The sequence below is a fragment of the Nostoc sp. DedQUE07 genome, assembly GCF_034530975.2.
Classification (GTDB): domain Bacteria; phylum Cyanobacteriota; class Cyanobacteriia; order Cyanobacteriales; family Nostocaceae; genus Nostoc.
On record NZ_JAVRCC020000018.1, the window covers coordinates 78,440 to 102,792 of the forward strand.

The window sequence follows — 24,353 nt, forward strand, 5'->3', positions numbered from 1 at the left end:
GATTGCAATTCTCGTCAATCCCGTGTTAATTCAACAGTTAGGAAATCTCATCGCTATCAACCCACTCATCATAAGATGAGTCATAACCAACGTAGTGAAGATAGTATTGCTGGCCTTGGATTTGCTGAATCGTTGCGGAATACCAAGCCTCTTGGTCATCATCCCAACATTTTACCTTTTGACCTACTGCATATCCATTTTCATCTGTGGAGCGAAGATCGCGAGTCCGAATGTCATCTTCGCCTACCCACTCGTCATAAGATGAACCGTAACCAAGGTAATGAATAAAGAACTGGTCATCTTGGATTTTCTCAATGGTTCCTTGATACCAATCTTCCTCATCATTATCCCAGACTTCTACAGTTTTGCTGACTTCATACTGATTCCGATCTGATTTATCTGATTTAACGGCAGATGAAACATCTTGAATCGGCTTTTGTTCTTCTTGTTTGATTTCTTCTTTTACTAGAGTGTATGCTTGCAAAATCAAACTGCGAGCGACCGTTTGAATTCCTGTATGCTCGTAGTAATTGGTAGTTTGATCTAGGAATGCTGCAACTAAATCTAAATTATCATCAGCAATCTGAATAAAATTACCCAAATTACTAGAAATTGATTGCGGGGTTATGCCCGTCTTGGATACTAAATTATTCATCCAGCCTTGCACGGAGTTAAAACCCTGACTGATAAAACCAACTTTATCAGAAGGATTATTACCTGGAAGAAAGTTATTAACGGCTAAGAAAACCGGATTTTGAGTTATTGCACTAGCATCAGTACCACTAATAACTCCGTGAATTTTGCTGAGGAAGTCGGGGCCCAAGGGCAGAATTCCATCTAGACAAACTAAAGCTACCATCCGCATTAGGGATGCATTTTGATAGTTGTTAGTTAGGGAATTAGCAAACTCTTGAGGATTTGGTTGAGGAATGCCGTTTAGTTTGCAAAAGGCAATGATTTCGACGGCGATTTTTAATACCAAATCAATGGATTGAGTGACATCGGCTTTGGGAGTAACTTTGCCTAAAAAAGAGAGAAAGCCGATTTTTTCACTAACTTTATTCGCTAAAGCCGCCGCCGCCATCGCTGTGTCTGCCTTATCAATTGTTTGATAAAGTTTGATGGCAAACTGGTAGCCTTGTTGAGGATCTATGTATAAACTAGCAGCGCGATTGCGGATTTTTTGAATTACGTTAACATCGGTTTCTCCTGTAATGGCGCGGATATTATTGTCAAACCCCGTCAAATTGCTCCATTCACCTGGAGCTACATAATCAAGAGCCTTTAAAACTTTGACAGTAATATTGTCAGTCGGTAACTCGTCAACCAACTGAATAATCGATTTATCCATCAGCCGATCCTCAAAACTCCAGATATCGTTACAATACGGTTCAGAGCAGCCCACATTTAGCGTTGGGCAATTACTGAAACGTATTTATAGAGTTCCCCAACCCGATCAAAAAATAACGATGTTAGTAACAGACGCTACACCTCAAGATATTGCATAGGCGATCGAGCCGGAAGTCGCTACAGGGAAGACGGTAGTCACTACAGGGAAGGCGGTAGTCGCTACAGGGAAGCCGGAAGTCGCTACAGGGAAGCCGGAAGTCGCTACAGGGAAGACGGTAGTCGCTACAGGGAAGGCGGTAGTCACTACAGGGAAGACGGTAGTCGCTACAGGGAAGGCGGTAGTCGCTACAGGGAAGACGGAAGTCGCTACAGGGAAGCCGGAAGTCGCTACAGGGAAGCCGGTAGTCACTATAGGGAAGCCGGAAGTCACTACAGGGAAGAATATTTTGATTTTTGCTCGGTAATATGTGGTTATTTAACAGAGCATTAAAAATACCCCACCCTAGCCCTCCCCTTGCAAAGGGGAGGGAACTAGATTTTCGGCTTCCCCTTGAAAGATTATTGCAAATATTGTTTGGCATAAACTTGCAAAGGGGAGAGAACTAGATTTCCGGCTTCCCCCCTTTGCAAGGGGGGATTGAGGGGGGTAATTTCAACTTTGCTATGAGGAGGGAATTGTATTCTTAGTTTCTCCCCTTTGCAATGAGAGATTAAGAGAGGTAATTTGGAATTACCAAAAATCAAGATGTTATGACAGAGCTTTATAACAAAACCTCAGAGAAAGAAAAAAGACGATCGCTCCGTAATAATATGCCATCTGCTGAAAAGATTGTGTGGGAAAGGTTGAAAAATCGGCAAATTGATGGTTGCAAATTTCGTAGACAGTACAGTATTGATGTATTTGTTGTAGATTTTTATTGTCCTGAATTAAAACTTGCTATAGAAATTGATGGTGATAGCCATTTTCAAGAAGGAGCGCAGGTTTATGATTATGAACGACAATGTTTTCTTGAATCTAAAGGCACTTGTTTTTTGAGGTTTACAAATCAACAGGTTTATCAAGAGTTGGAAGGTGCGATCGCAATGATTGCACAAACGGTTTGTCAATTGCGGAAAAATACCCCACCCTAACCCTCCCCTTGCAAAGGGGAGGGAACTAGATTTCTTCTTTCCCCTTGGTTAAAACCGATTCTGGCTACATAGCAATGTTCCTTGCAAAGGGGAGGGAACTAGATTTCTTTTTTCCCCCCAATGCATCGGGGGGACTAAGGGGGGTAATTTGACTTATGTGTACACCTTAGCCAATGCATCGGAGGGTAATTTAATTGCAGTAGCACTAGTTGGACGAATTACCATCCCATCTCAAATCAAATAAGTAATTTTGATTGGTGATGTGTGCGATCGCTTTCCTCCAATCCACTCACAGTCTATAAACTGTAGCATTCGGCTAATCTCTGTTCACTTGCAAGGTGAGTAATTTATACTGAATAGGCTCTAACAATACAGCAAACGCTTAAGTAATCTATGATCGCACTGGAAGGGTATAAAGTCCTGACAGAACTGCACGCAAGCCCTAATTCTCAGGTTTATCAGGGATATCGAGAGTTAGATCGACAACCAGTAGTACTGAAAGTTCTGTGGCAAGAATACCCATCCCCAGAAGCGATCGCTCGGTTTAAACTTGAATACGATCTCACGCGCCGCGCTCAAGCGCCGGGAATTATCCAAGCTTATGACTTGAAAAAGTATCAAAACACCTTAGTCTTAGTTTTAGAGGATTTTGGGGGACAACCTCTGCGTGAGTTACTCAATCAATCACCTCTACCGCTAGAGAATTTTTTGCAATTGGCTATGCAAGTAGCGGCAGCTTTAGAAGAAATTCATCAGCAACAAATTATTCATAAAGACATTAATCCTGCCAATATTCTTCTCAATCCCACGACTCAACAAACGAAAATAATTGACTTTGGCATTGCTACTTTGCTGTCGCGGGAAAATCCCACCTTGCGAAATCTCAATGTTTTAGAAGGGACTCTCGCTTATATTTCTCCCGAACAAACAGGACGGATGAATCGCTCGATTGATTATCGCACCGATTTTTACTCTTTGGGAGTCACTTTCTACGAACTGTTGACACAGCATTTACCTTTTATTAGCGACGATCCTGTGGAACTGGTTCACAGTCATATTGCCAAACAACCGATTCCGCCCGATCGCATCAATCCTCAAATTCCGCCAGCGCTTTCGCAAATTGTGATGAAGTTGCTGGAAAAGACAGCCGAAGCGCGTTATCAAAGTGCTTTTGGATTAAAGGCAGATTTAGAGCAATGCCTAAAGATGTTGCACGCTACAGGGCAAATTTCCTTATTTGAACTAGGACAGCAAGATAACTCCAGTAGATTTCAAATACCTCAAAAATTGTACGGACGCGAGGCGGAAGTGGCAAATTTGCTGGCAGCTTTTGAGCGAGCTAGTCACGGTGAAAGCGAAGTGATGCTGATTGCAGGTTATTCTGGAATTGGCAAATCAGCCTTGGTTCAAGAAATTTATAAACCGATTACCCAACAACGGGGATATTTTATCTCTGGGAAGTTTGACCAGTTCCAACGCAACATTCCCTACAGTTCTTTAATTCAAGCCTTTCAAGCTTTAATTCGCCAACTCTTAACTACAAGTGAAGCAGAAATTACTATTTGGCGCAAAAAATTATTAAATGCTCTTGGTGTCAATGGTCAAATAATTATCGAAGTGATTGCAGAGGTGGAACTGATTATTGGTCAGCAGCCACCTGTTATAGAACTATCGCCCAAGGAAGCGCAAACTCGGTTTAATTTAGTCTTGCAAAACTTCATTAAGGTCTTTACCCAAAAGGAACATCCTTTAGTGATGTTCTTGGATGACCTGCAATGGGCGGATAGTGCATCACTCCAGTTGATTCAGTTGTTAATTAGTCAAGCAGACAGTCGATATCTGTTGCTGATTGGTGCTTATCGCGATAATGAAGTCAATAAAAGCCATCCCCTGCGGACAACGATCGCATCCTTAGAACAAGCAGGGGTGGCTATTCACGAACTGACTTTAACGCCTTTAGCATTGCCCGAAATTCAACAACTCCTGAGCGATACCTTCAACAATGCCGATTTAGCAGAAATTACTCCTTTAGCAGAACTGCTTCAGCAGAAGACTAATGGCAATCCCTTCTTCATGAATGAATTTTTGAAGTCGCTGTATGCAGAAGAATTACTCCAGTTTAATTTCACTCAGCGACAATGGCAGTGGCAATTGGCAAAAATCCAGGCGGCGCAGATTACCGATAACGTCGTTGAGTTGATGGCGCTGAAAATTCAAAAGCTGCCAGTAGCCACCCAGGAAGCTTTAAAATTAGCAGCTTGTATTGGTAATTCTTTTGATTTGCATACTTTGGCGATCGCTAGCTCAAAATCCCTTGCAGATGTAGCCGCCCAACTCTGGGAAGCCGTGCAAACCGGACTCATTTTACCACAAGGCAATAACTACCAACTCTTGCAAGTTGCCGACCTAGAAGTAACAGCGTTGACAAATTTGGATGTAGTCTACAAATTTCTGCACGATCGCGTCCAGCAAGCTGCCTATTCACTGATTTCTACCGACCAAAAACAGGCAGTACACTTGCAGATTGGGCAACTGTTATTACAAGGCATTACTCCCCAAAAGCAAGAAGAAAGAATTTTTGACATTGTTAACCAACTGAATTTCGGCATCAACCTGATTACAGACCCTCAACAGCGACAAAAACTAGCTCAGTTAAATTTAACAGCAGGTAACAAAGCCAAAGCCTCAGCCGCCTATCAGCCAGCCTTAGATTATCTGACAATGGGGATTAACAGTCTAGCAGCTAGTTGTTGGCGGCAGCAGTATCAGCTAGCTTTGGCATTACACACCGCCGCCGCCGAAGCTGCTTATCTGGGTGGGGACTTTGAGTGCATGGATGCACTCACAGATGAAGTGCTGGCAAAGACCCGCAGCACAGTCGATCAAGTGCAGGTTTATGCTATCAAAATCCAAGCTGCGATCGCCCGCGATCGACTCTTAGCTGCCTCTCAACTCGGTCTGCAAGTTCTGCAACTGTTGGGCATTCCCTTGGCTAGCAACCCCGGTCAACCGCAAATTATGCTGGGATTGTTAAAAACTAAACTTGCTTTGGCAGGTAAGCAGGTAGACACCTTAGTTGACTTACCAAAACTCACCCATCCCAGAAAATTAGCGGCAATTCGCATCCTGGCAAGTATTGCCTCAGCGACTTATTTAGCAGCCCCGAATGTTTTTCCTTTGACGGTCTTTAAACAGGTGGAAATATCCGCCAAATCCGGCAATGCGGCGGAATCAGCTTTTGCCTACGCTACCTATGGCTTGATTCTCTGTGGCGTTGTTGGGGATTTGCAAGGGGGATATAAATTTGGTGAATTAGCCTTGCAAGTGCTAGACCGCTTCAATGCCAAGCACCTGCAAGCGAGAACTTTATTTGTAGTTAATTCCTTTGTTCGCCACTGGCAAGAACCACTCCAAAATACTATTCCTTCACTGCAAGCAGGATTTCAAATTGGGCGCGATACGGGTGATACCGAATACGCTGCCTTTTGTGCCAATACATCCTCTATGCATTGCTATTTTACCGGTCAAAATCTGGCTGAATTAGATGAATGTTTAGCTATTTACGCAGATGCAATTCTGCTGTTTAAGAAAAAACCGATATTTGTTCTCATTCAACTTTATCGCCAAGTAGTTGCTAATTTACAGGGCAAAAATGCTAATCCCTGTCAGTTGATGGGTGAATTTTATGATGCAACGGCGATGTTAGCCCAGCATATCGAGAGTAATTATCGCACAGCTATTTTTTATATTTATACTAATCAATTAACGCTGAATTATTGGTTTGAAGATTATGCTACAGCCGTCAAGAATGCTGATTTAGCAATTCCTTATTTAGATGCAGTTGTGGCTTTATATATTGTAGGATGGTTCCACTTTTATGATTCTTTAGGGCGACTAGCTTTAGCTTCTGTTGTCAGTGCAGCAGAACGTCAAAAGTTACTTCAGCGAGTAGCTGCAAACCGGAAAAAATTGCAAGTCTGGGCAAAATTTTCTCCTGTCAACTATAGCCATAAATTAGCGCTGGTAGAAGCAGAATGGCATCGGGTGCATGGAGAATCTAGTCAGGCGATCGCTTGTTACGATCGCGCCATTGCCTTAGCCCAATCAAACCAGTATTTTAATGAAGCGGCTCTCGCCAATGAATTAACTGCCAAATTTTACCTCGCCCAGAACAAATCCAAGATTGCCCAAGTATATCTGCAAGAAGCCCGCTATCTTTATTTGCAGTGGGGAGCGATCGCCAAGGTAAAAGATTTAGAAGCCAAGTATCCCCAAATCTTAACGCGCATTCTCGAAAAAGCTGTTAACTCAACTTTATCAACCACTACTTCTAGCCCGACAGGTTTCACAAGTACCAGCCGCTCCGAATCATTGGATTTGGTGACAGTCATCAAAGCTTCTCAAACCCTATCCGAAGAAATTCAGCTAGATAAACTTTTATCTAACTTAATGCGGATTTTAATAGAAAATGCCGGGGCGCAACGGGGATTTTTGCTGTTGTCAACCAAAGGCAAGTTTTTGATTGAAGCTCAGGGAACCGTTGGTGAGAATACCATTCAGGTGTTGGAATCACTCAGTATTGAAGATAACCAAATTCTTTCGACTGCGATCGTTAACTATGTCATTCGCACTAAAATTAATGTAGTCCTAAACGATGCCATCAACGAAGCAGTGGGAATTGGGGAATTTATTAAAGACCCCTACATTCGCCAATACCAACCGCGATCGATTCTGTGTACTGCTTTAATTAACCGAGGAAAGTTAGCAGGAATTGTCTATTTAGAAAATAACTTGACAACCGGAGCGTTTACCCCAGACCGCTTGGAATTGCTCAACCTGCTTTCAGCACAAGCAGCTATTTCCATTGAAAATGCCCGTTTGTATACCGATTTAGCCGCACTCAACAAAGCTTATGAGCGCTTTGTCCCGCGTCAATTTTTGCAATTTCTCAACAAGCAAAGCATTATAGATGTGCAATTAGGCGATCAGGTACAGCGAGAAATGTCAGTCTTATTTACCGACATTCGCGCCTTCACCACCCTTTCAGAAAGCATGACTCCCGCCGAAAATTTTCGATTTATCAACTCCTATCTCAGTCGCATGGAGCCGATTATTTTGGAAAACAATGGCTTTATCGACAAATATATCGGTGATGCGATCATGGCCTTGTTTGCCGGAGATGCTGATGATGCAGTACAGGCGGGAATTGCCATGTTGCAGACATTAACAACCTACAACGAAAAGCGCCAAACCAAAGGTTACTTACCAATTCAAATTGGCATTGGGATTAATACTGGTTCGCTAATTTTGGGGACAGTCGGCGGGTTAAATCGCATGGATAGCACAGTGATTAGTGATGCGGTTAATCTCGCAGCGCGAATCGAAGGATTGACCAAAACATTCAACGCCCCACTTTTAATTACCGACCAAACTTTTGAGCGCTTACAAAATCGCGATCGCTATGGTATTCGTGTAGTTGGTCAGGTAAAGGTGAAGGGTAAAACGAATGCTGTGACTGTTCATGAAGTGTTTGCAGCCGATCCCCCAAAAGTTAGTGCAGGTAAAACAGCGACTTTAGAGTTATTTGCGTCAGCATTAGCGTGTTACGAACAACAACAATTTGCCGCAGCAGCCGAATATTTTCAAGATTGCTTGCAGCAAAACCCGTGGGATCAAGTCGCGCAGATGTATCTTGAGCGCTGTCAGCCGGGAAAAGAAATAGCATCAATTTTTACTGACGCAGTTAAATTTTAAGGTATTTACTATACTGAGTGCTGATTAAATTAAGAATTACCCCCCTTAATCCCCCCTTGTAAAGGGGGGAGACCGGAAATCTAGTTCCCTCCCCTTTGCAAGTACTTACATACTCGTCTATTCAAGAAAGACGGCTAGGGGAAACCGGAAATCTAGTTCCCTCCCCTTTGCAAGGGGAGGGTTAGGGTGGGGTAAAACCGTTATTTATCAGCTATTTCAGACTTGTGTATACACGGTAGCCCCTTGTAGGCGGTTTTTCAACTCAGCACTCTTCATAGTTGGATTCAAAAATCCTGAAAAAGCTGATGTTTGGACATTTGAGAGCAAAAACTCAACTTTTAAATTAAAACCTAGTGTTATACCTGAGGCAAAACACCAAATTAGAGTGCAATACCAGGGTATCAATTAATGAGTCCTAAAATTCCCGAACCCCGATTTCCAGAGGCAGCAATGACTGCCAGCCGTCAGGAAATATCGAATTTACCGATGAATGTCATCTATGGAGATGTACCGGCAGATTTATCAGGACATACGTTTATTATTGCGCCTGTAGGTAGTGTTGCCTCTGGGGGCTTACCCAATCCAAATGCAACCCACATTTTTAACGGTGATGGGATGATTTACCGCTTTGACTGGGAAGGCGGACAGGTGACTGTCAAAACGAAACTGGCACGTACACCTTGCTATTATGCAGATCGGGCAACTTTTAACAATCTTGCCTATCGCTCTCATCAATTTCGCGATCGCGGGTTGTTGCGCTTCTCCCCTTCCTTGGGCTTGCGAGATGAGGTGGATATTGCCTTTCTCGCCTTTAATACGGCTAAAGACAGCCAAGAGCGATTAATGATTACTTATGACGCTGGTCGTCCCTACGAAATTGATACCAATAGCCTAGAGGTTGTAACCCCAGTGGGAGGCAACACTGAGTGGAAATCGTTTCTACCTTTGCCTTATCCTTTCCCGCCTGTGTTGAGTACGTCTCACCCAGCTTTTGATGGTTATACTAACGAAGTTTTCTTAGTTAATTATGGGCGATCGCTGAGTAATTTTCTTGAAAGTGCGCGTTTCATTTATGACCTCGAACAACTGCCCCAGGAACTACAGCAATTGCTAAGTGCGATCGCTAAACTTTTAGAGAACAATCCTTTGCAGATTCCCTTGGGAATGTTCTCGAAGTTTTCTCAAAGTTTCTCGCAACTATTGATTGGCTGGATTGAGAAATTGTTGGGAACTGCTATGCCAGATTTTGTTCATCTGATGCGATGGGATGGTGTCGGTAAACTCCAGCAGTGGGAGTTGATACTGCCGGATGGTTCCCCGGTGCGAATTGAACAAAGCATCCATCAGTTGGCAGTTACCAAAGATTACGTGGTGCTAATGGACACCTCCTTGAAGATTGGCCCAGAACAAATCCTCAATAACCCAGTTCCCGATAGTTTGGAAACTGAACGCCTACTGCGACGATTGCTGACGCGATCGCAGCAACCCAATTCTCCCATTTACATCGTGCGTCGGGCTGACCTGAAAGCAGATGTGACTACTGTAGTAGTCCGCCCAGCTTTAATTCCTTTAGAAACAGTGCATTTTTTGACCGATTACGAAAACCCCGACGGTCAAATTACAATGCATACTGCTCATCTCTGCGCTACAGATATTGCCGAATGGGTTCGCAAGTATGATATCTCAAAATTCGACGCTCCCAAATCTGCGCCTCTGTGGTTGGGAGGAATGTTATCTAATGGGCAAATGGATGTGGGTCGTTTGGGTCGCTATCAAATAAATGGCGAGACAGGTCAGATTCGAGATGCCAAAGTAATTTACGATACCCGCCGTCATTGGGGTATAGGGTTCTACGCTTGCCAAGAAAAGCTGGCCTCTGGATTGCCTCCTCAACGAATTGATAATATTTATTGGCAATCTCTCGGTTTTTGGCCAGAATTGCTGACTGAGTTTATTTACAACTTGTACGAAGACTATCCCTACCGGGCTGTACCACTAAAAGAATTACTGGAACGACAAGAAGCATTCCACAATCGCCCTTCTTCTTTGTTTCGGGTAGATACAATCAAAATGGAGGTAGCAGATTTTTATGATGCGCCCCCCGGTTATTTCATCAGTTCACCCCAGTTTGTACCGAGATTGAACAGCAATGGCAGTTCTACAGATGGCTATATTGTCTGTACGGTATTTGGGGGAAATAACAACGAAATTTGGATCTTCCAAGCCGATCGATTAGAGGCTGGCCCTATATGCAAATTGAGCCATCCCCAACTGGATTTTGGCTTCACAATGCATACTACTTGGTTATCTGCGATCGCACCTCGCACTGCTAGTTACGATATCCCCGTGCGACAGGATTATGAATCGTTACTTAAGCAGCCAGCCATTCGGCAATTATTCACAGAAGCAGTTTATCCGCATTTTCAGTAGAAGACATTGCGATCGCAAAATTCTCATCAGGGCACATTACTACTAAAAAATCAACAGTGTATGGCTAAAATTTCTAAAGATGCACGAATTTGTATTGTTGGGGCGGGAGCAGCCGGATTATCTACGGCTTACTTTTTGAAAAAGCAAGGCTACCGCAACGTACTTGTCTTAGAAAAAGCTGGACGGGTAGGGGGATTGTGTTATTCTATTACCTACAATTCCCGTTCCTTTGATTTGGGAGCAAATTATCTCACCCCTGCCTACAAAGAAGTCTTAAAAATCGCTGAAGAAGTCGGCGCTCAACTTTACAGTGAAGGCCCAGGGCAAGTCTACAACCCTTTTAAATCTCAACCGGGACAACCTGCCTACACCTCAATTATGAATGCCGTTACCGAGGGAACCGATCGAGTAACGTTTTTGGCAGCCGTTGGGCGCTTTTGCTGGGAGCGTCTTTGCTTAGAGCCAATTATTTCCGTTCCTGGGTTTGCCGGTATCAGTCAACATCCCGAACTGACTCAACCTTTTTCCCAATGGTTAGCACAGAAAGATTTGTCATGTCTAGCAACTTTGTTTGAAATTCCGATTACCGCGATGGGCTATGGCTATTTAAACGAAATCCCCACCGTCTATGCTTTAAAATACATGACCCTAGAAACCTTTGGGACTTTAGTTACTTACGGTGCAGATATACGCTGCGGTTGGCCTAAACGGTTTATTGATGGTTTCCAACGCTTCTGGGAGCGTGTTGCTTGGGGAATAAATGTCCGCTTGAATATTGACATCAAGGAAATCAAGCGTGGGGCAATTACACGGGTGCGGTTCACCGAGCAAGAGCAGATTCTTGACAAGATTGTTACCCATGAAGAAGTTTTAGAATTTGACTATCTGGTTTTAGCTTGTCCGTTGACGTTGAATGTCCTCAACACTTTTCTCGATTTGTCGCCAGCAGAAAAAGACCTATTTGAGCAGATAATTCTCAATCCCTACAGTTTGATTACTTATCTAATTCCCGATCTGGAAATGCCAACCCCAGTAACTAATGTCATTCCCTTAAATGCAGTGGGGAATCCCTGGTTTATCGCTCAACAGTTTGCTAACAATGACCTGATTGCCTTTTACACTCGCTTAGATCGTGAGGGAAAAATCACTAAAACAGATGTTCTCCAAGGGATTCAAAAGACATTAGAGAATTTGGGAGTGCAGGTAGATGATGATTACTACACCTACGATAAGTGGCCTTACTTTCCTCACGTTACTTCAGAGGCCATGCAAGCGGGATTTTACGATCGCTTAGAAGCGATGCAAGGTCAACGCAAGACCTTTTACGTGGGAGGCTTATTGAATTTTGAATTGATAGAAACAATTGTCGAGTATTCAAAAAGTTTAGTCGAGAAGAACTTTTAGCCCAGAAAAGATCCAAAAATAATCCAATGGCGATCGCACCTCAGACAAAGCCAAATCAGTAATTTTGGTTGATGATGTATGCGATCGCGTTTAATCGTGCCTACTTACGTCGGCAAAACCACGCTTTGACGCACAGCACGCTTGCGCTCACTTTTCCGAGTACCTCCAGCCATCTGATATTCGTGGCTATTATTACCATATTTATAAGCAATACCACGCAAAATTTTCTCAGAATAGTCTGCTAATTCCTGTTCGTTTTCGACCAGTTGAGTTAGTAAGACATCAATAGTAGAGAGGGTGGTATTGTATGCTTCTAGAGATTGCCGCACCCTTTCGATTTTCTCATTATAATCTTTGACTGTTAACCCCTCTCCGACATCGAGAGTTTGACTAATAGATTTAACGCTTGCTAGACGTAGTTCAGCTTTGCCAAGAGTACGTGAATTGCGTTTTCGCCTTCCCATAATTAATACTCATTTTCTCAATTTCTCATAACTCTATAGTGGACATTTGTTGAAGAGGTTGCCATACGTGGAATTGTTGATTTTTCTGAAAAAGCCTAAAATTTGTTTGCTTTATACCAATTCGTAATTACGAATTTTGAATTACCAATTGCGAATTGGTTTAACATCAAAGCGGAAGCTGCTACAGCTTGCGCAAAACACGGAAACATCAAAGCAGAAGTTGCTACAGCTTGCGCAAAACACGGAAACGTGAAAGCGGAAGTTGCTACAGCTTGCGCAAAACACGGAAACGTGAAAGCAGAAGTTGCTACAGCTTGCGCAAAACACGGAAACGTGAAAGTGGAAGTTCTTACAGGGAAGGCGGAAGCTGCTACAGACTGCGCGAAACACCGAAACGTCAACCCTGGAGCAATATTTTTTGATGCGATCGCAAAATTCCGAAATTAACTAATTGGGGAGTGGAGAAGGAAATAACAGCGTTTTTACCTTATATCAAGCTTACACCCTGAGAGTTTTCTTAGTTAACTTTCTGCTTTTCAAACATCTTATTTATACGTTTTATGCTTATAAAAGAGATTACTATCAAATTTAAATTTGTTATTAAAGCATCAATCATCTCTTTGATTGGAGCTTCATTAGTTGCCTGTGGTGCTTCTCTAAGAGAATATAAAAAGTTTGCCAACGCTGGACAAGAATATGCAGATGCACTAGATAGTTTATTGGTTACATCAGGAAACTACGTTGTTGATGCCAATTCGGAAAAATTGCTGCGTAACCGCCTAGAAGATACAGTCAAAGCTGGTGAAATGTATATCGACATTACTAAACAAGATAAGGATTGGCTTATGATAATTGGACGAATGCGCCAACATACCGATCTACTCCAACGCTACTTTATTGCTTTAGAAAATCTAGCAACCTCAGATTCCCCAACACAAGTACAAGAAGTTACTGAAGATATTTTCACTCAATTAAATAATGTCAGCACTGATATTCAAGGTAATCCTCTTGTCTCTGACAAAATTGGCTCTGCTTTATCTGAAATTCCTAAAATTATATTGAGTAATAAAATTAAAGGTGCGTTGAGAAAAGAATTAGAGCAGAGGAAAGAAACGATTTACCGAGAGCTTGCTATTCAGGAATCAGTACTTGAACTTCTTACTATTGAACTACAAAGTAATTTAAAAACCATTCAAAAAAATCAGGAAGAGCGTTTACTCTTCAGACCTTATACGGCTGCCGATCCAATTAGCGATCCTGACGAATGGATAGAAAAACGGCAGAAGATTTTGACGATGACACTTTCGATAGAAGCTTTGAATGATGCTAGTGAATCAGCCAAAGACTTCAAAGAAGCTTTTCAGTTACTTTTAGAAGATAAGTTTACTATTGCACGCGCTAATGAACTTTTATCTGAAATCAACTCTCTAGTTAATGTAGCTGAAGAAATCAAAAATAACTAATAAATAAAAGCAAAAATAATTTTATGTCAGAGATATTGTCTAATATTGATAACAAGAAACAATTAGAATTTTTTAAAAAGATCAAAAGCATAGAGGAAAAATTATATGAAATTGATATTGAAAGTAAATTTATCAATCCAAAACAGAAAGAAGAATTTAAAGAGTATCGTCAGAAATGGACGAGTTGTGTCAACAAAGTCAGAAACAAAATTGGTACTATTCTAGTTAACAAACTGGAGGAAAATGAAAAAGGTTTTGAAGATGGCATTAAAGCGATAAATCAAGAAATTCAGGAAATAAATAATGCTGTAGGTTTCTTAAATATTTTTAGTAAGACAATTGAGATTATTGAAAATATTGTTGGCTTAGTAATTTGACATGGCATAAAGTTTCAATTGTCTTAAATTTAACGTGAGTTCGACGGCTCTAAAAACCCCACTTCCATTCCTCTTGCCCACAGAGAGAGAGGCTTTGAAACCCTAATTTTTTCGTTGGCAACTAGAAATATTTCTGCCCCTCTCCGCCTCCAAGAGGGGTTGGGGAGAGGTTCATCGAACTCACGTTAATGAATATTTGGTTTCCTGATGTCAACCCAACCGACGGGGATGAGCGATCGCACTGCGGTTGACCGCAGGTTATCGTACTTACCAATAACGAGTAACTACATAATTGTCTAACACTGTATCTACGCTAACGATCGGGATCTTTTCTATGAGTGCTTGGGCAACCAAAAGCCGATCAAAGGGATCTTTATGATGGAATGGCAAAGTCACGATTGCGGCAGCATGAACAACTTTAATCGGTAATATTTCAAATTCATTAACATAGATTTGATGCTCCATCCATGTTTCAAAATTTTCAGGAATTTGATACTTACCAATACTAACTTTGATGGCAATTTCCCAATACGAAGCAGGACTGAGCAAGATCTCATTGAGAGGATCGACAATCAAATCACATGCGACTTGACTAAGGGCACTATCGTTGAGTACAAACCAGAGAAATGCTTGAGTATCGAGCAGAAATTTCATGGTATGTAGTCGTGAAAATCTTCCAAGTGCGTTTCATCTTCGGACAGGATGGTTAGTGTTCCGATTGCACTACCGGGCTGGCGAGGCTTCCGGGGTGGTTGGAATTCGCCAATCAATCTGGCAATGGTGCGATCGCCGGAAAAAATCTGCACTTCTTCACCGGGTTGCAGACTTGCAATCAGTTCAGGTAGACGAAGTTGAGCTTCTGTTAATGGAATCCGTGTCATTGTTTTGTACTTTTATGCGTTAGCCTAAAGTTTTGGCAGAGCCATCGCTTTTGCTTAATTTTACAAGTATCTTAAATTTAGGCGATCGCTTGTCTAATTAGTTTAATCCTTAGCTTACCTATTCCCATGATTGAAATTCATCAATGGCGCTACGAATTAAGGAAGTTATTTGAGCGCGACGGGTTTCAAAGTTGGCGGCGATGTAAATCAGTAAAATGCCAACTAGCAAGCCAACAACCCATTTTAAAAAGGAATACTGCAAGCTGAAAATTACCGATTGATAAATTGTCGTAATTAAAAAAGTGGCTGTACCAATGTAGAGAAAAGCGCGCACTCGCAAAGCTAATCCAGCAAAAATAGCGATGAGACTAAAAATCCCCGGTATCCAGGCTGTATTTTGATTAAATAAAATTGCCCACCCACAAATTAAACCACTACCTAGCACTCTCAAAAGATGACGAGATGTTTTGTACTCTGGTAGCTTAAGTTGGGTATCCACTTGAGCAATATAAAGCAGCGATAACCCAATTGGCGTTATATACCATAAAGCATCAGTCAGGTGTAAGGAATCAAACCAACGGTAAAGTGCCCAATCAATCAACGCCACACTAATATAGGTGAAACGGATGTTTTCGCCTACTTTTGCTAAGAAGATGTAAAATCCAGCTGCGATTATCAAAGTTATGGGGTAAGTTTGCAGTCTGGTTTCCCATAAAATTATCAGTGGTGTGATGTATGCAGCTTGTTGCCAAGGTCTTTTAGACCAACCCCAATTTTCCCAAGGTAAAACGTACAAAAAGTAGGCTACCACACAAGCGATCGCACCATTCCAAGGAACTAATGGCCCAGCCCAAAATCGCCCTACTGCTGTCTCTCGCCAATAAATCCTCATGCCGGCTACCTCTAATAAACCAAGGTAAACCCACATCTCGGCGATTGTAATTCTTCCCAAAATCCTGGGGGAAGTGGGTAAATTTCGTCCCTGAAAGATGGCGTAGCGAATCAAAAATACTCCCGTTCCCAATCCCACCAAACGGTTAACTGCAATGGGAACAGGAATGGCAGCCATTAATAAACAGCTACTCCAAACCCAGTGAATATGGGCAATTCTTTTCAATTCTTGGGGAGTTAGATGTAAGTAGCTGACTAGCCAAGGCGACAAAATGCGGTAAGCATACATGATACTCGCACCAAGGGCAGACATGGCAATTAATCCATCACCTAATGCTCCTCCTGAAGCTTGTGACATTTGATAGAACAAAAGTTCATAAGCAGAAATTGATACGCCAATGATTCCTAAATACAGCAAGGGTTTGAAGTTCTCGTGTCGTCGCCCTACGCCAATAATAATTAAAGCTACACCCAAGGAATACAAACCTGTCCACTCGGTGAAGGTGTTCAAACGCAGCAATACACTGAATGCACCATAAATTAATGGCAAAATGTGCAGGCTGCTAGGAAACCTTTCTAATTGATGTCGTCGCCGCCACCACTCGCCAACAAGTTGAGTAATTAAACCCAAGGCGATGTTTGCAATCGCAATTCTCACGATTGAGCGTTCCCCCAACCCTAACCCTTGGGCAATCAACAATTCCAAACACCAACCAATGCCATAAAATGCCCAATTTGTCGGTTCGCGCCAACTGCGATAAACAATGGCTGCCAAGGTAATTACAGTGGCAATTAAGAACAAAAATCCTGAAGTCGTAAACCCTTGGTAAATCAGCACTGAGTGCAGCGTCAAACTTAATAATTCAACGCTGCATAAGGCGATCGCCCATTTATCGCTAGCGGCTGCATAGATAACTGCTAATTCGTTACCGCGTCGGCTGAAAACAGTCCGCGCTAACCATAGACTGAGAGTTGCGATCGCTCCGACAACAAACCAACCAGCTACCGCTAGGCGAGGTAAACCAGGTACACCCGTCCACAGCAGCACGCCAATGAAACTTAAAACAAATCCTTCTGTAATTACCGCAGATACTTGGTTGCACAAATAGCGGGTATTTACAAACATCAATCCAGCACCTACAGCCAAACCGATTAATCTGATTCCTGGTAGTTGTAAAGTTAGTAGCTGGGCAATTATTACAGCCAAGACACTCAAGTAACGGCTAGTAAGCCGCCGCTCTATAATTGCGGCATTGGCAACACCTGTCAGAGCTAAAGGCGTAACTAGCCATAAAACTCCCCAATCAGATCGATCGTCAGTGATGCCATACCAAGATGATTCTGAATTCATCCACAACAGGAAAAAACTCGCTGCGGCTAATCCTAAACCGATATCCCATGCGCTACGTTGCCATAGTCCTTCCTGCAAGCTAAATCGCCATTCTGCAACCATCAGAGCCAATAAAATACTTGCCCAGCATTGTTGAGTCAGGCTGGGGAATAACCAATTAATGGTAAAGCAAAGTGTCAGCACCCCCATGATATGAGTTAGGTATACCAGGGGAAGGGATGAGGGGGAGCGGCGTTGAGTAACAAATGCCAGAGTGGCGGTAGAAAATAGCAGATTTAGCGATCGCAATGGAGGATTTACAAGAGCGATCGTTGTTAAAAAAGCTCCAAATAACAGGGTAAGCAGTTCGCCAAATTTAGCTAATTCTCGCTTTTGGCGGCGATACAAATTATCTGTAAGCGCCACCATCAAAATTACGTAGGGAAATAAAGCTATACCCAGTAGTGCCCAAGGTTCATTTTGAGAATTGGTGAGTTGGGTACTAGTTGCGATCGCTAATTTCTGTAACTGAGCGGGTACTAATCGCCAACCTAGCAAAATCGTCTCTAAGCCGATGACGAAAACCCCTGCAAAGTCTCGCTTTAAACTGTACTGCCACAAGCGACTCCCCACAAACCACAAACCCAAACCACTGACAGCTATTGCTTGCCAAGGATAATTTACTACCGATACCACCCAACCCAAAAAGAGTAAAACCCCACCAAGTCTTTCCCAGAGTAAGAGGGATGAAGGAGACAAGGGAGACAAGGGAGACAAGGGAGACGAGGAGGATATTAATGTTACTTCCCCTGCTTCCCCTGCTCCCCCTGCCCCCCTGCCGCCCTGCTCCCCTGCTCCCCTGCTCCCCTGCTCCCCTGCCCTCCTTCCCTGCTCTGCTAACCAAGTCATCAACCAGCCGCAAATGCCAATAGCTAACCCCAACAGTGCGACATCTACCTTGGTAACAAAAATTGCCCGCACCAACAATACTATTAAAGAATAAATAATTACAGCAGCAGGTAAACTAATACTTAACCTACGGCGATCGTCGCTGACAGTACGAGGCTGTTGGAAAAGATTGTAATAAACAGTAATGATAGTTGTGGCGATCGTTGCCAGATAAACAGCAATTAAGGGAAATCCTCTTAACTGCCAACCCCAATGCAGATAACTCAGCCCTAGAATATTTATCAGAGGTAATTTGCCAGGATGTAAATTGGCAAAAATAGTTCGATTTTTGGAGAGTAAAACAGTTATAGCAGTCAGTGTAGGACAGGCGATCGCAACTACAATCCAATCCACAGGATTTTGCCACAATTTGAAGCTATCCATTGCCCAAAAATTCACTGGCACTAACAAAAGAGTGGCAATCAGCAATGTCTGAGCCGTCAATCTGAGGTTATTTTGCCTAGTCGCCCAAAAGCTTAATCCCCAAAAACTCAAAGTATAAGCAAATAAAACCCCGTACTGTCCAGCAGCAGGAAACCTCGCCCATTGGCTAGCAGCCAGTACCCCAGAAGATACAACTACCAAGAAAACCCCTAGAAAAAGTAACCAACGCACACTTAGTTCTGCCCCCAAGGACTGCAACATTGTGCCGATGAAGTTGGGTTTAGCTGGTTTTTGTTGTGGTTGTTTACCGCTACTAGATTGTAAAGCTGCTACAGGCAACTGCTGCACGGAGTCGGAAGTTGCAAATACTACCTTTGTGTGAGCTTCAGCCTGGGGTTGCAACACCACCGCACACACCAGAAACTCTCTACATAACTGCCTGACTTGGGTATCAGATATCAAACCTAAACGCAACCATATATCCAATCCTTCCAATAATTGAGGATGGGAAGATGGCAATCTGATTTCAATTTTTAACGGGCGCTCAAGGGGCGATGACATAAGCGGCAGCAGTACAAGTATATACTTAAATTATTTGTTTAATTAAAGTATATTTTTGCTCTAACTGTGCAACTTATCAGGCTAATTGATATTAATTTTTAACCGCCAAGCGAGATTCAAATGCCAACTATCTGCTTTTAGTTTCCACTTGCAGTCTCCCAGGCGGTAGATGTGCCCGTATCCTTAGTTTAATTAGCTTTTGTTATTTTCCAGAGAAAGTCGTCTACCTGCTGTAACTTTGAGTTATAAACTTTTTCAATTCCAGCTTTTAAGAAATCAGATGGCTCGAACAAGAATAAAAATATGTCACTAAAGCCATTAGTAATCTCTGGTAACTGATTTTTTCCTACAATTTGGAATTGCACTTTTGGATCGATTAAGTTACTAAGTACTTGTAGTGGTGGAATGATGTTATCCTCATCACTAATTAAAAGCGGTTTCTCAGCTTGATTAATAATATGAGCAATGTGAGGATATTCTTGGTATTTTTCAGGGAATTGGTTCCACCAAATCTGCGGTTGAGAGTGAACCATACAAGATACAACCCCGCCTATAACTACCATAAATGCTACAAGTGACCAAAACTTTTTTTGCCAAGCTTTAGTAGAAATAGACGTAATTTTAGTGGTAAATAGGTAAGCAACAGCTAACTGTATCCCTAAAACAGAAGGAAGTGTATATCGACTAGTAGCATATCGTTTTAAAAAGACGAAATCTATTATCAGTAAGGGAAGCCCTACTGATGCAATTAAGGTTAAAACAAATAACCAAACTTTTTTAGAGGTTCTTCGACATAAAAAATAGATTGAGTAGCCGATTATAACTAAAAGAATCAAAATAAAAGGAATTAAGAAAAACTTAAGTTTTCCAGGCTCGTTAGGACTAATACCTAAATCAATAAACGCACGACTAAAAATACCAGCCCACCTGACAGCTGACATAAATACTGTTTGTTTAATATTCGCCCAAGTTACTGCTTCTGGCTGAGGATTGGTAATAATAATCCAAATCCAAGGTACAAAAGTCATAAAACCCGCAAGCGATGATAGCAGGTAAGAAATTAATGTTTTACTCAATCGAAAGCGTTCGATTGTAACTACATAAATTCCTTGTGCAAAAGCAACCAAGGTAAAAAATAGATGAGTATAAAACCCTATTGATAATGTTGCTGCATAAATAAACCAATTAACATTTGTTTTCAGGCGCATAGCTCGCAGCAGTGCTGCACTCGATATTAAGATGGCTACTATTGCTAAACTATACGATCGCGCTTCTTGTGCATACACGATATGAATAGGTGAAACGGCTACCAACCCGATGGCTATCCACCCGACTAGTGAAGACTCAAATAATTCTTGACATAGCCAATAAAGACAAGGAAAGGTAAGCAGACTAATAAATGCCGAAAAACTTCTGATCGCTGCTATAGAATTGCCAAAGCACTCTACCCAAAACCGGGTCATCAAAATGTATAATGGCAAAATTTGCGAGTCTTCTACAATAATTCCTTTAATTGTATCAATTGTATTTTTTTCAGGATTAGGATACTGGTATTTATGTAAATCTTCTAGGCCAATCAAACGACCATTACCTAATTGCTTCCTCATTTCTGACTGCGTATAGCCAGATATGCGTAATGAGGATAAAGCTTCATCACCCCAATAAATTTTTTTATCAATATTAACGAAGCGAAAAAATACACCTATTACTAATAGAATTATGATTAAAAAACGTAACCAATATTTAGAAATAGTCCATTTCTGTGATATCTGCGTTTTCTTTTGTGGTAATTGCTTTTTCATGTAGTTTTCGATCTCCTCAAGGCATTAATCAACCTTGGTAAAAAATCAACTGATAATTTTTTATTAGCGTGTTGCTAATGAAAAAAGCAAATTAGTATCTCTGAATAAAAGAGTGAACTAAAATTAAGATTTATCTAATTTACGAATTAAATATACGGTCTTATTTTCTTATCAACCAGTATCAAATTGTCTACAAACATTTTAATTAAAAATTTTTACTTCAAATAATTATTTAAATATTGATTTTGCAGTTTTTTGCAACACGTAATTATTATAAATATAATTGTTTCTTTGTCATCCTACAGTATAAATTAATCAAGAAATAAAATACTTATGTGAAAAATAAAAAGATTTAATAAACTTTATATGAAATAACTCTAAGTACGTCTCACTGGATCTGAGAAGCTTCTTAATATCTGTGTTCCGAATTTTTACTTACCTTTTCCCGGACTAAATCTACCATTGTTACAGCAGTCTAAAATACGGCAAGTATATACTACGGTAAATCGATCAATTTATAGTAATATATTAAAACTGCGATCGCTTCCTTTGGTATGTAGCCATTAAGCGCAAGCAACATATCTCAAGTAAACGGACGAGTGCGAACACCGCCCGATCGATCAAACTATGGAGAATTGAGATGAGCAACAAACACATTGAAGTCAAACAGGTAGCAGGTTTCATCGGTGCCGAAATTAGCGGCGTAGACTTGTCACGTCCTTTGCACGATGATGCAGTCAAAGAAATTCGTCAAGCACTATTGAAGTGGAAAGTAGTGTTCTTTCGCGGTCAAAACATCGATCATGCGGCACAGATTGCATTCACGGCTCGTTTCGGGGAAGTGACTTACGCACATCCCCACGAAGACGAGCCGATTGAAGGCTTCTCAGAAATCTTGCCCATTGACCGCAGCCGTTACGAGCGGCGCAATGGTCTGCGTCGTTCCAGCTATGAGAGCCGTTGGCATACCGATGTTACAGCAGTTGTCAACCCACCTGCGGCATCAATTTTGCGTGCGGTTAATGTCCCTAGCTTCGGTGGTGACACACAGTGGACAAATTTAGTTGCAGCCTATGAGGGTCTGTCAGCACCCCTACGGGCATTAGCAGACACATTAAAGGCCGAACATCGTTTCAATGCGCGTTTGAATTTGCCCAGCAACAGCAAGATTGCCCAGCGCATCGCAGCCAATCCCCTGGTTTCAATCCATCCAGTGGTAAGGGTTCATCCTGAGACTGGTGAACGCGCATTGTACGTCAACCCTGGCTTCACCTCGCACATTCTTGACGTATCACGACAAGAGAGCGACTTGCTGCTTGAGTTGTTCTTCAACCAGATTACCAAGCCCGCCTACACCACCCGCTTCCGCTGGAATAACGGTGACATTGCATTCTGGGATAACCGCGCTACCTCCCATTTGGCCCCTCAAGACTTGGATCACCTGGAAGTCGAGCGCGTTCTCTATCGCACCACCATCACGGGCGATGTTCCAGTTGGGCCCGATGGTTTCCGATCGCAAGTGGTTGAAGGTGAGGCGTTCAACAGCGAACTACCAACCGTATTGAAGAACAAAGCTGAGAAGTTAGAACCAGTATCAGCACTTTCATAAGCTACAGAGTGGTAAACAAGGGCTGCGCTGTTCGTAGCCCAGTTTACCTACTGAAATTTTTATCGGCAGATTTTTACCGATATAGTTGGTTATAAGTTGGTATATTTGGTACTATTTTACCTAGCGTCAATTTTATGGAAGAAACCCTTCAAACGCCTTTTCTATGAAAAGAAGACAAATTTTTGGCTTTTTGGGTATAGCGATCGCTGGCTTGCTACTAGCAATTGGTTTACCGTTGGTTCCTCCTTCTCCTGTAATAGCACAGTCAAACACCAGCATACTTGTGTCCGCAGCTGCCAGCTTAAAAGAGGCACTGGAAGAAATTAAGCCTTTATACCAACAAAGTAAATCAAATATCAATATTAATTATAATTTTGGGGCTTCTGGTGCATTGCAGCAACAGATTGAGCAAGGTGCGCCAGCAGATATCTTTATTTCTGCTGGCAAAAAGCAAGTGGATGCTTTGGAAGAAAAGGGACTGTTGCTACCAGGTAGCCGTACTAACCTGGCAAATAACCGTCTAGTATTGATTGTGGCTCAGGATGTTGTTGGCATCAATAGCTTCTACAATTTAACAGATAGTAAGATTAAAAAAATTGCGATCGGTGAACCCAGAAGCGTACCCGCCGGTCAATATGGCGAGCAAGTCTTAAAGAAATTGAAACTTTACAATCGCCTCAAGTCGAAATTGGTCTTTGCTAACAATGTGCGTCAAGTTTTAGCAGCAGTAGAAAGTGGTAACGCCGAAGCGGGTTTAGTTTATGCCACTGATGCCAAAATTTCCAACAAGGTAAAAGTCGTAGTTGCTGCTGATGATAAATTTCATTCCCCAATTGTCTATCCGGTAGCAATAATTAAAAGCAGTAAAAACCCTTCTGCTGCCAAAGAATTTGTTCAGTTTCTATCTGGCAATGAAGCCAAAACTGTACTCAAAAAATATGGGTTTATTGTGCGTTAGAACAAGGGGCTTACGCCCCAAGTCTTATTAATTGAAGTTTAAGAAGCTGTAGACTGTAATTTTTCTAGTCGTGCCAGCACTTCTGAACTGTGAATAGTTGGGTTGACTTTGACAAAAGTCTCGCGCAAGACGCCTTGAGGATCGATGATGAAACTGTGGCGCATAGATAAAAAGCCGAGCCACGAACCGTAAGCTTTGCTCACTGAACCATCAGTGTCAGCCAACAAGGGGAATTTGAGTCCTTCTGAATCACAAAATTTGGCGTGGGAATCAATGTCATCAACACTAACGCCAATTATCTGGGTATTTTTTTCGAGGTATTGGGGTAAGTCTTGCTGAAAACGACGAGCCTCTATAGTGCAACCAGAGGTGAAGTCTTTAGGATAAAAATACAGGACTAGCCATTTACCGCGCAAGTCAGAGAGGGAAATTTTGCCATCACCTGTGTTGGTTGGCAAAGTAAACTCAGGTGCGGGTTGATTAATTGCCGGAAGTTTACCACCCATAGCATCAGCAGTAGGGGTAAAATTCAGCCAGCTGATGACAGAAATACAGCTGGCAAATAATATGCTTAAAAAAGTGCGGCGGGAAATCATGGTGTAAACCAGAATTACAA

The 24,353-nt window shown here is 42.0% G+C and carries 17 protein-coding genes; 9 read left to right on the forward strand and 8 right to left on the reverse strand.

The features are described from left to right. Positions 1–37: 37 nt before the first annotated feature. Positions 38–1,351 carry a Tudor-knot domain-containing protein gene (locus RMZ95_RS16035; RefSeq protein WP_322683752.1) on the reverse strand — a complete coding sequence of 438 codons (1,314 nt, stop codon included), beginning with the start codon at positions 1,349–1,351 and terminating at the stop codon, positions 38–40. A gap of 141 nt (positions 1,352–1,492) precedes the next feature. Next, entirely contained in the window at positions 1,493–1,759 is a 267-nt protein-coding gene (locus RMZ95_RS16040; protein WP_409882785.1) for a hypothetical protein, read from the reverse strand. Between the two features lie 341 nt (positions 1,760–2,100). Here RMZ95_RS16040 and RMZ95_RS16045 point away from each other — a divergent pair, with 341 nt between their 5' ends. The 4 genes from RMZ95_RS16045 (at position 2,101) to RMZ95_RS16060 (ending at position 12,069) form a co-directional block, all read left to right on the forward strand. Further along, positions 2,101–2,481, forward strand: a complete 381-nt coding sequence (locus RMZ95_RS16045; protein WP_322683754.1) for an endonuclease domain-containing protein — start codon at positions 2,101–2,103, stop codon at positions 2,479–2,481. A gap of 393 nt (positions 2,482–2,874) precedes the next feature. Further along, positions 2,875–8,235, forward strand: coding sequence for an AAA family ATPase (locus RMZ95_RS16050; protein WP_322683755.1), 5,361 nt, complete (start codon positions 2,875–2,877; stop codon positions 8,233–8,235). A 408-nt stretch (positions 8,236–8,643) separates the two neighbouring features. After that, positions 8,644–10,665, forward strand: a complete 2,022-nt coding sequence (locus RMZ95_RS16055; protein WP_322683756.1) for a carotenoid oxygenase family protein — start codon at positions 8,644–8,646, stop codon at positions 10,663–10,665. 60 nt (positions 10,666–10,725) lie between these two features. Then, positions 10,726–12,069, forward strand: a complete 1,344-nt coding sequence (locus RMZ95_RS16060) for an FAD-dependent oxidoreductase (protein ID WP_322683757.1) — start codon at positions 10,726–10,728, stop codon at positions 12,067–12,069. A gap of 104 nt (positions 12,070–12,173) precedes the next feature. Here the strand turns inward: RMZ95_RS16060 and RMZ95_RS16065 are convergent, their stop codons facing one another. Next, positions 12,174–12,533, reverse strand: coding sequence for a hypothetical protein (locus tag RMZ95_RS16065; RefSeq protein WP_322683758.1), 360 nt, complete (start codon positions 12,531–12,533; stop codon positions 12,174–12,176). Positions 12,534–12,635: 102 nt separating this feature from the next. On the opposite strand from RMZ95_RS16065, the gene RMZ95_RS16070 reads away from it, so the two are divergent. The 3 genes from RMZ95_RS16070 to RMZ95_RS16080 all read left to right on the forward strand — a co-directional run bounded on the left by RMZ95_RS16070 (position 12,636) and on the right by RMZ95_RS16080 (position 14,373). After that, positions 12,636–12,980, forward strand: coding sequence for a hypothetical protein (locus tag RMZ95_RS16070; RefSeq protein ID WP_409882788.1), 345 nt, complete (start codon positions 12,636–12,638; stop codon positions 12,978–12,980). Between the two features lie 113 nt (positions 12,981–13,093). Then, positions 13,094–13,996: a hypothetical protein gene (locus RMZ95_RS16075; RefSeq protein ID WP_322682672.1), complete on the forward strand. Its 903-nt coding sequence runs from the start codon at positions 13,094–13,096 to the stop codon at positions 13,994–13,996. Positions 13,997–14,019: 23 nt separating this feature from the next. Further along, positions 14,020–14,373 (forward strand): hypothetical protein, encoded by a 354-nt coding sequence (locus tag RMZ95_RS16080; RefSeq protein WP_322682671.1) that lies wholly within the window; start codon positions 14,020–14,022, stop codon positions 14,371–14,373. Positions 14,374–14,640: 267 nt separating this feature from the next. Here the strand turns inward: RMZ95_RS16080 and RMZ95_RS16085 are convergent, their stop codons facing one another. The 4 genes from RMZ95_RS16085 to RMZ95_RS16100 all read right to left on the reverse strand — a co-directional run bounded on the left by RMZ95_RS16085 (position 14,641) and on the right by RMZ95_RS16100 (position 21,170). Next, on the reverse strand, positions 14,641–15,027 hold the full coding sequence (locus tag RMZ95_RS16085) for a type II toxin-antitoxin system VapC family toxin (RefSeq protein WP_322682670.1): 387 nt from the start codon (positions 15,025–15,027) through the stop codon (positions 14,641–14,643). Continuing rightward, complete coding sequence (locus RMZ95_RS16090; RefSeq protein ID WP_322670521.1) at positions 15,024–15,254, reverse strand: antitoxin of toxin-antitoxin stability system; 231 nt, start codon at positions 15,252–15,254, stop codon at positions 15,024–15,026. Before RMZ95_RS16090 ends, RMZ95_RS16085 begins: the two co-directional genes overlap by 4 nt. Positions 15,255–15,372: 118 nt before the next feature. Further along, positions 15,373–19,368, reverse strand: coding sequence for a DUF2157 domain-containing protein (locus RMZ95_RS16095; RefSeq protein WP_322682669.1), 3,996 nt, complete (start codon positions 19,366–19,368; stop codon positions 15,373–15,375). A 188-nt stretch (positions 19,369–19,556) separates the two neighbouring features. Next, positions 19,557–21,170, reverse strand: a complete 1,614-nt coding sequence (locus RMZ95_RS16100) for a glycosyltransferase family 39 protein (RefSeq protein ID WP_322682668.1) — start codon at positions 21,168–21,170, stop codon at positions 19,557–19,559. A 640-nt stretch (positions 21,171–21,810) separates the two neighbouring features. Between RMZ95_RS16100 and RMZ95_RS16105 the strand changes: the two genes are divergently transcribed. After that, positions 21,811–22,779: a TauD/TfdA dioxygenase family protein gene (locus RMZ95_RS16105; RefSeq protein ID WP_322670518.1), complete on the forward strand. Its 969-nt coding sequence runs from the start codon at positions 21,811–21,813 to the stop codon at positions 22,777–22,779. A 163-nt stretch (positions 22,780–22,942) separates the two neighbouring features. Then, positions 22,943–23,737 carry a molybdate ABC transporter substrate-binding protein gene (gene modA / locus RMZ95_RS16110; protein WP_322682667.1) on the forward strand — a complete coding sequence of 265 codons (795 nt, stop codon included), beginning with the start codon at positions 22,943–22,945 and terminating at the stop codon, positions 23,735–23,737. 38 nt (positions 23,738–23,775) lie between these two features. Here the strand turns inward: modA and RMZ95_RS16115 are convergent, their stop codons facing one another. After that, positions 23,776–24,333, reverse strand: a complete 558-nt coding sequence (locus RMZ95_RS16115) for a peroxiredoxin (RefSeq protein ID WP_322682750.1) — start codon at positions 24,331–24,333, stop codon at positions 23,776–23,778. Between the last annotated feature and the right edge of the window lie 20 nt (positions 24,334–24,353).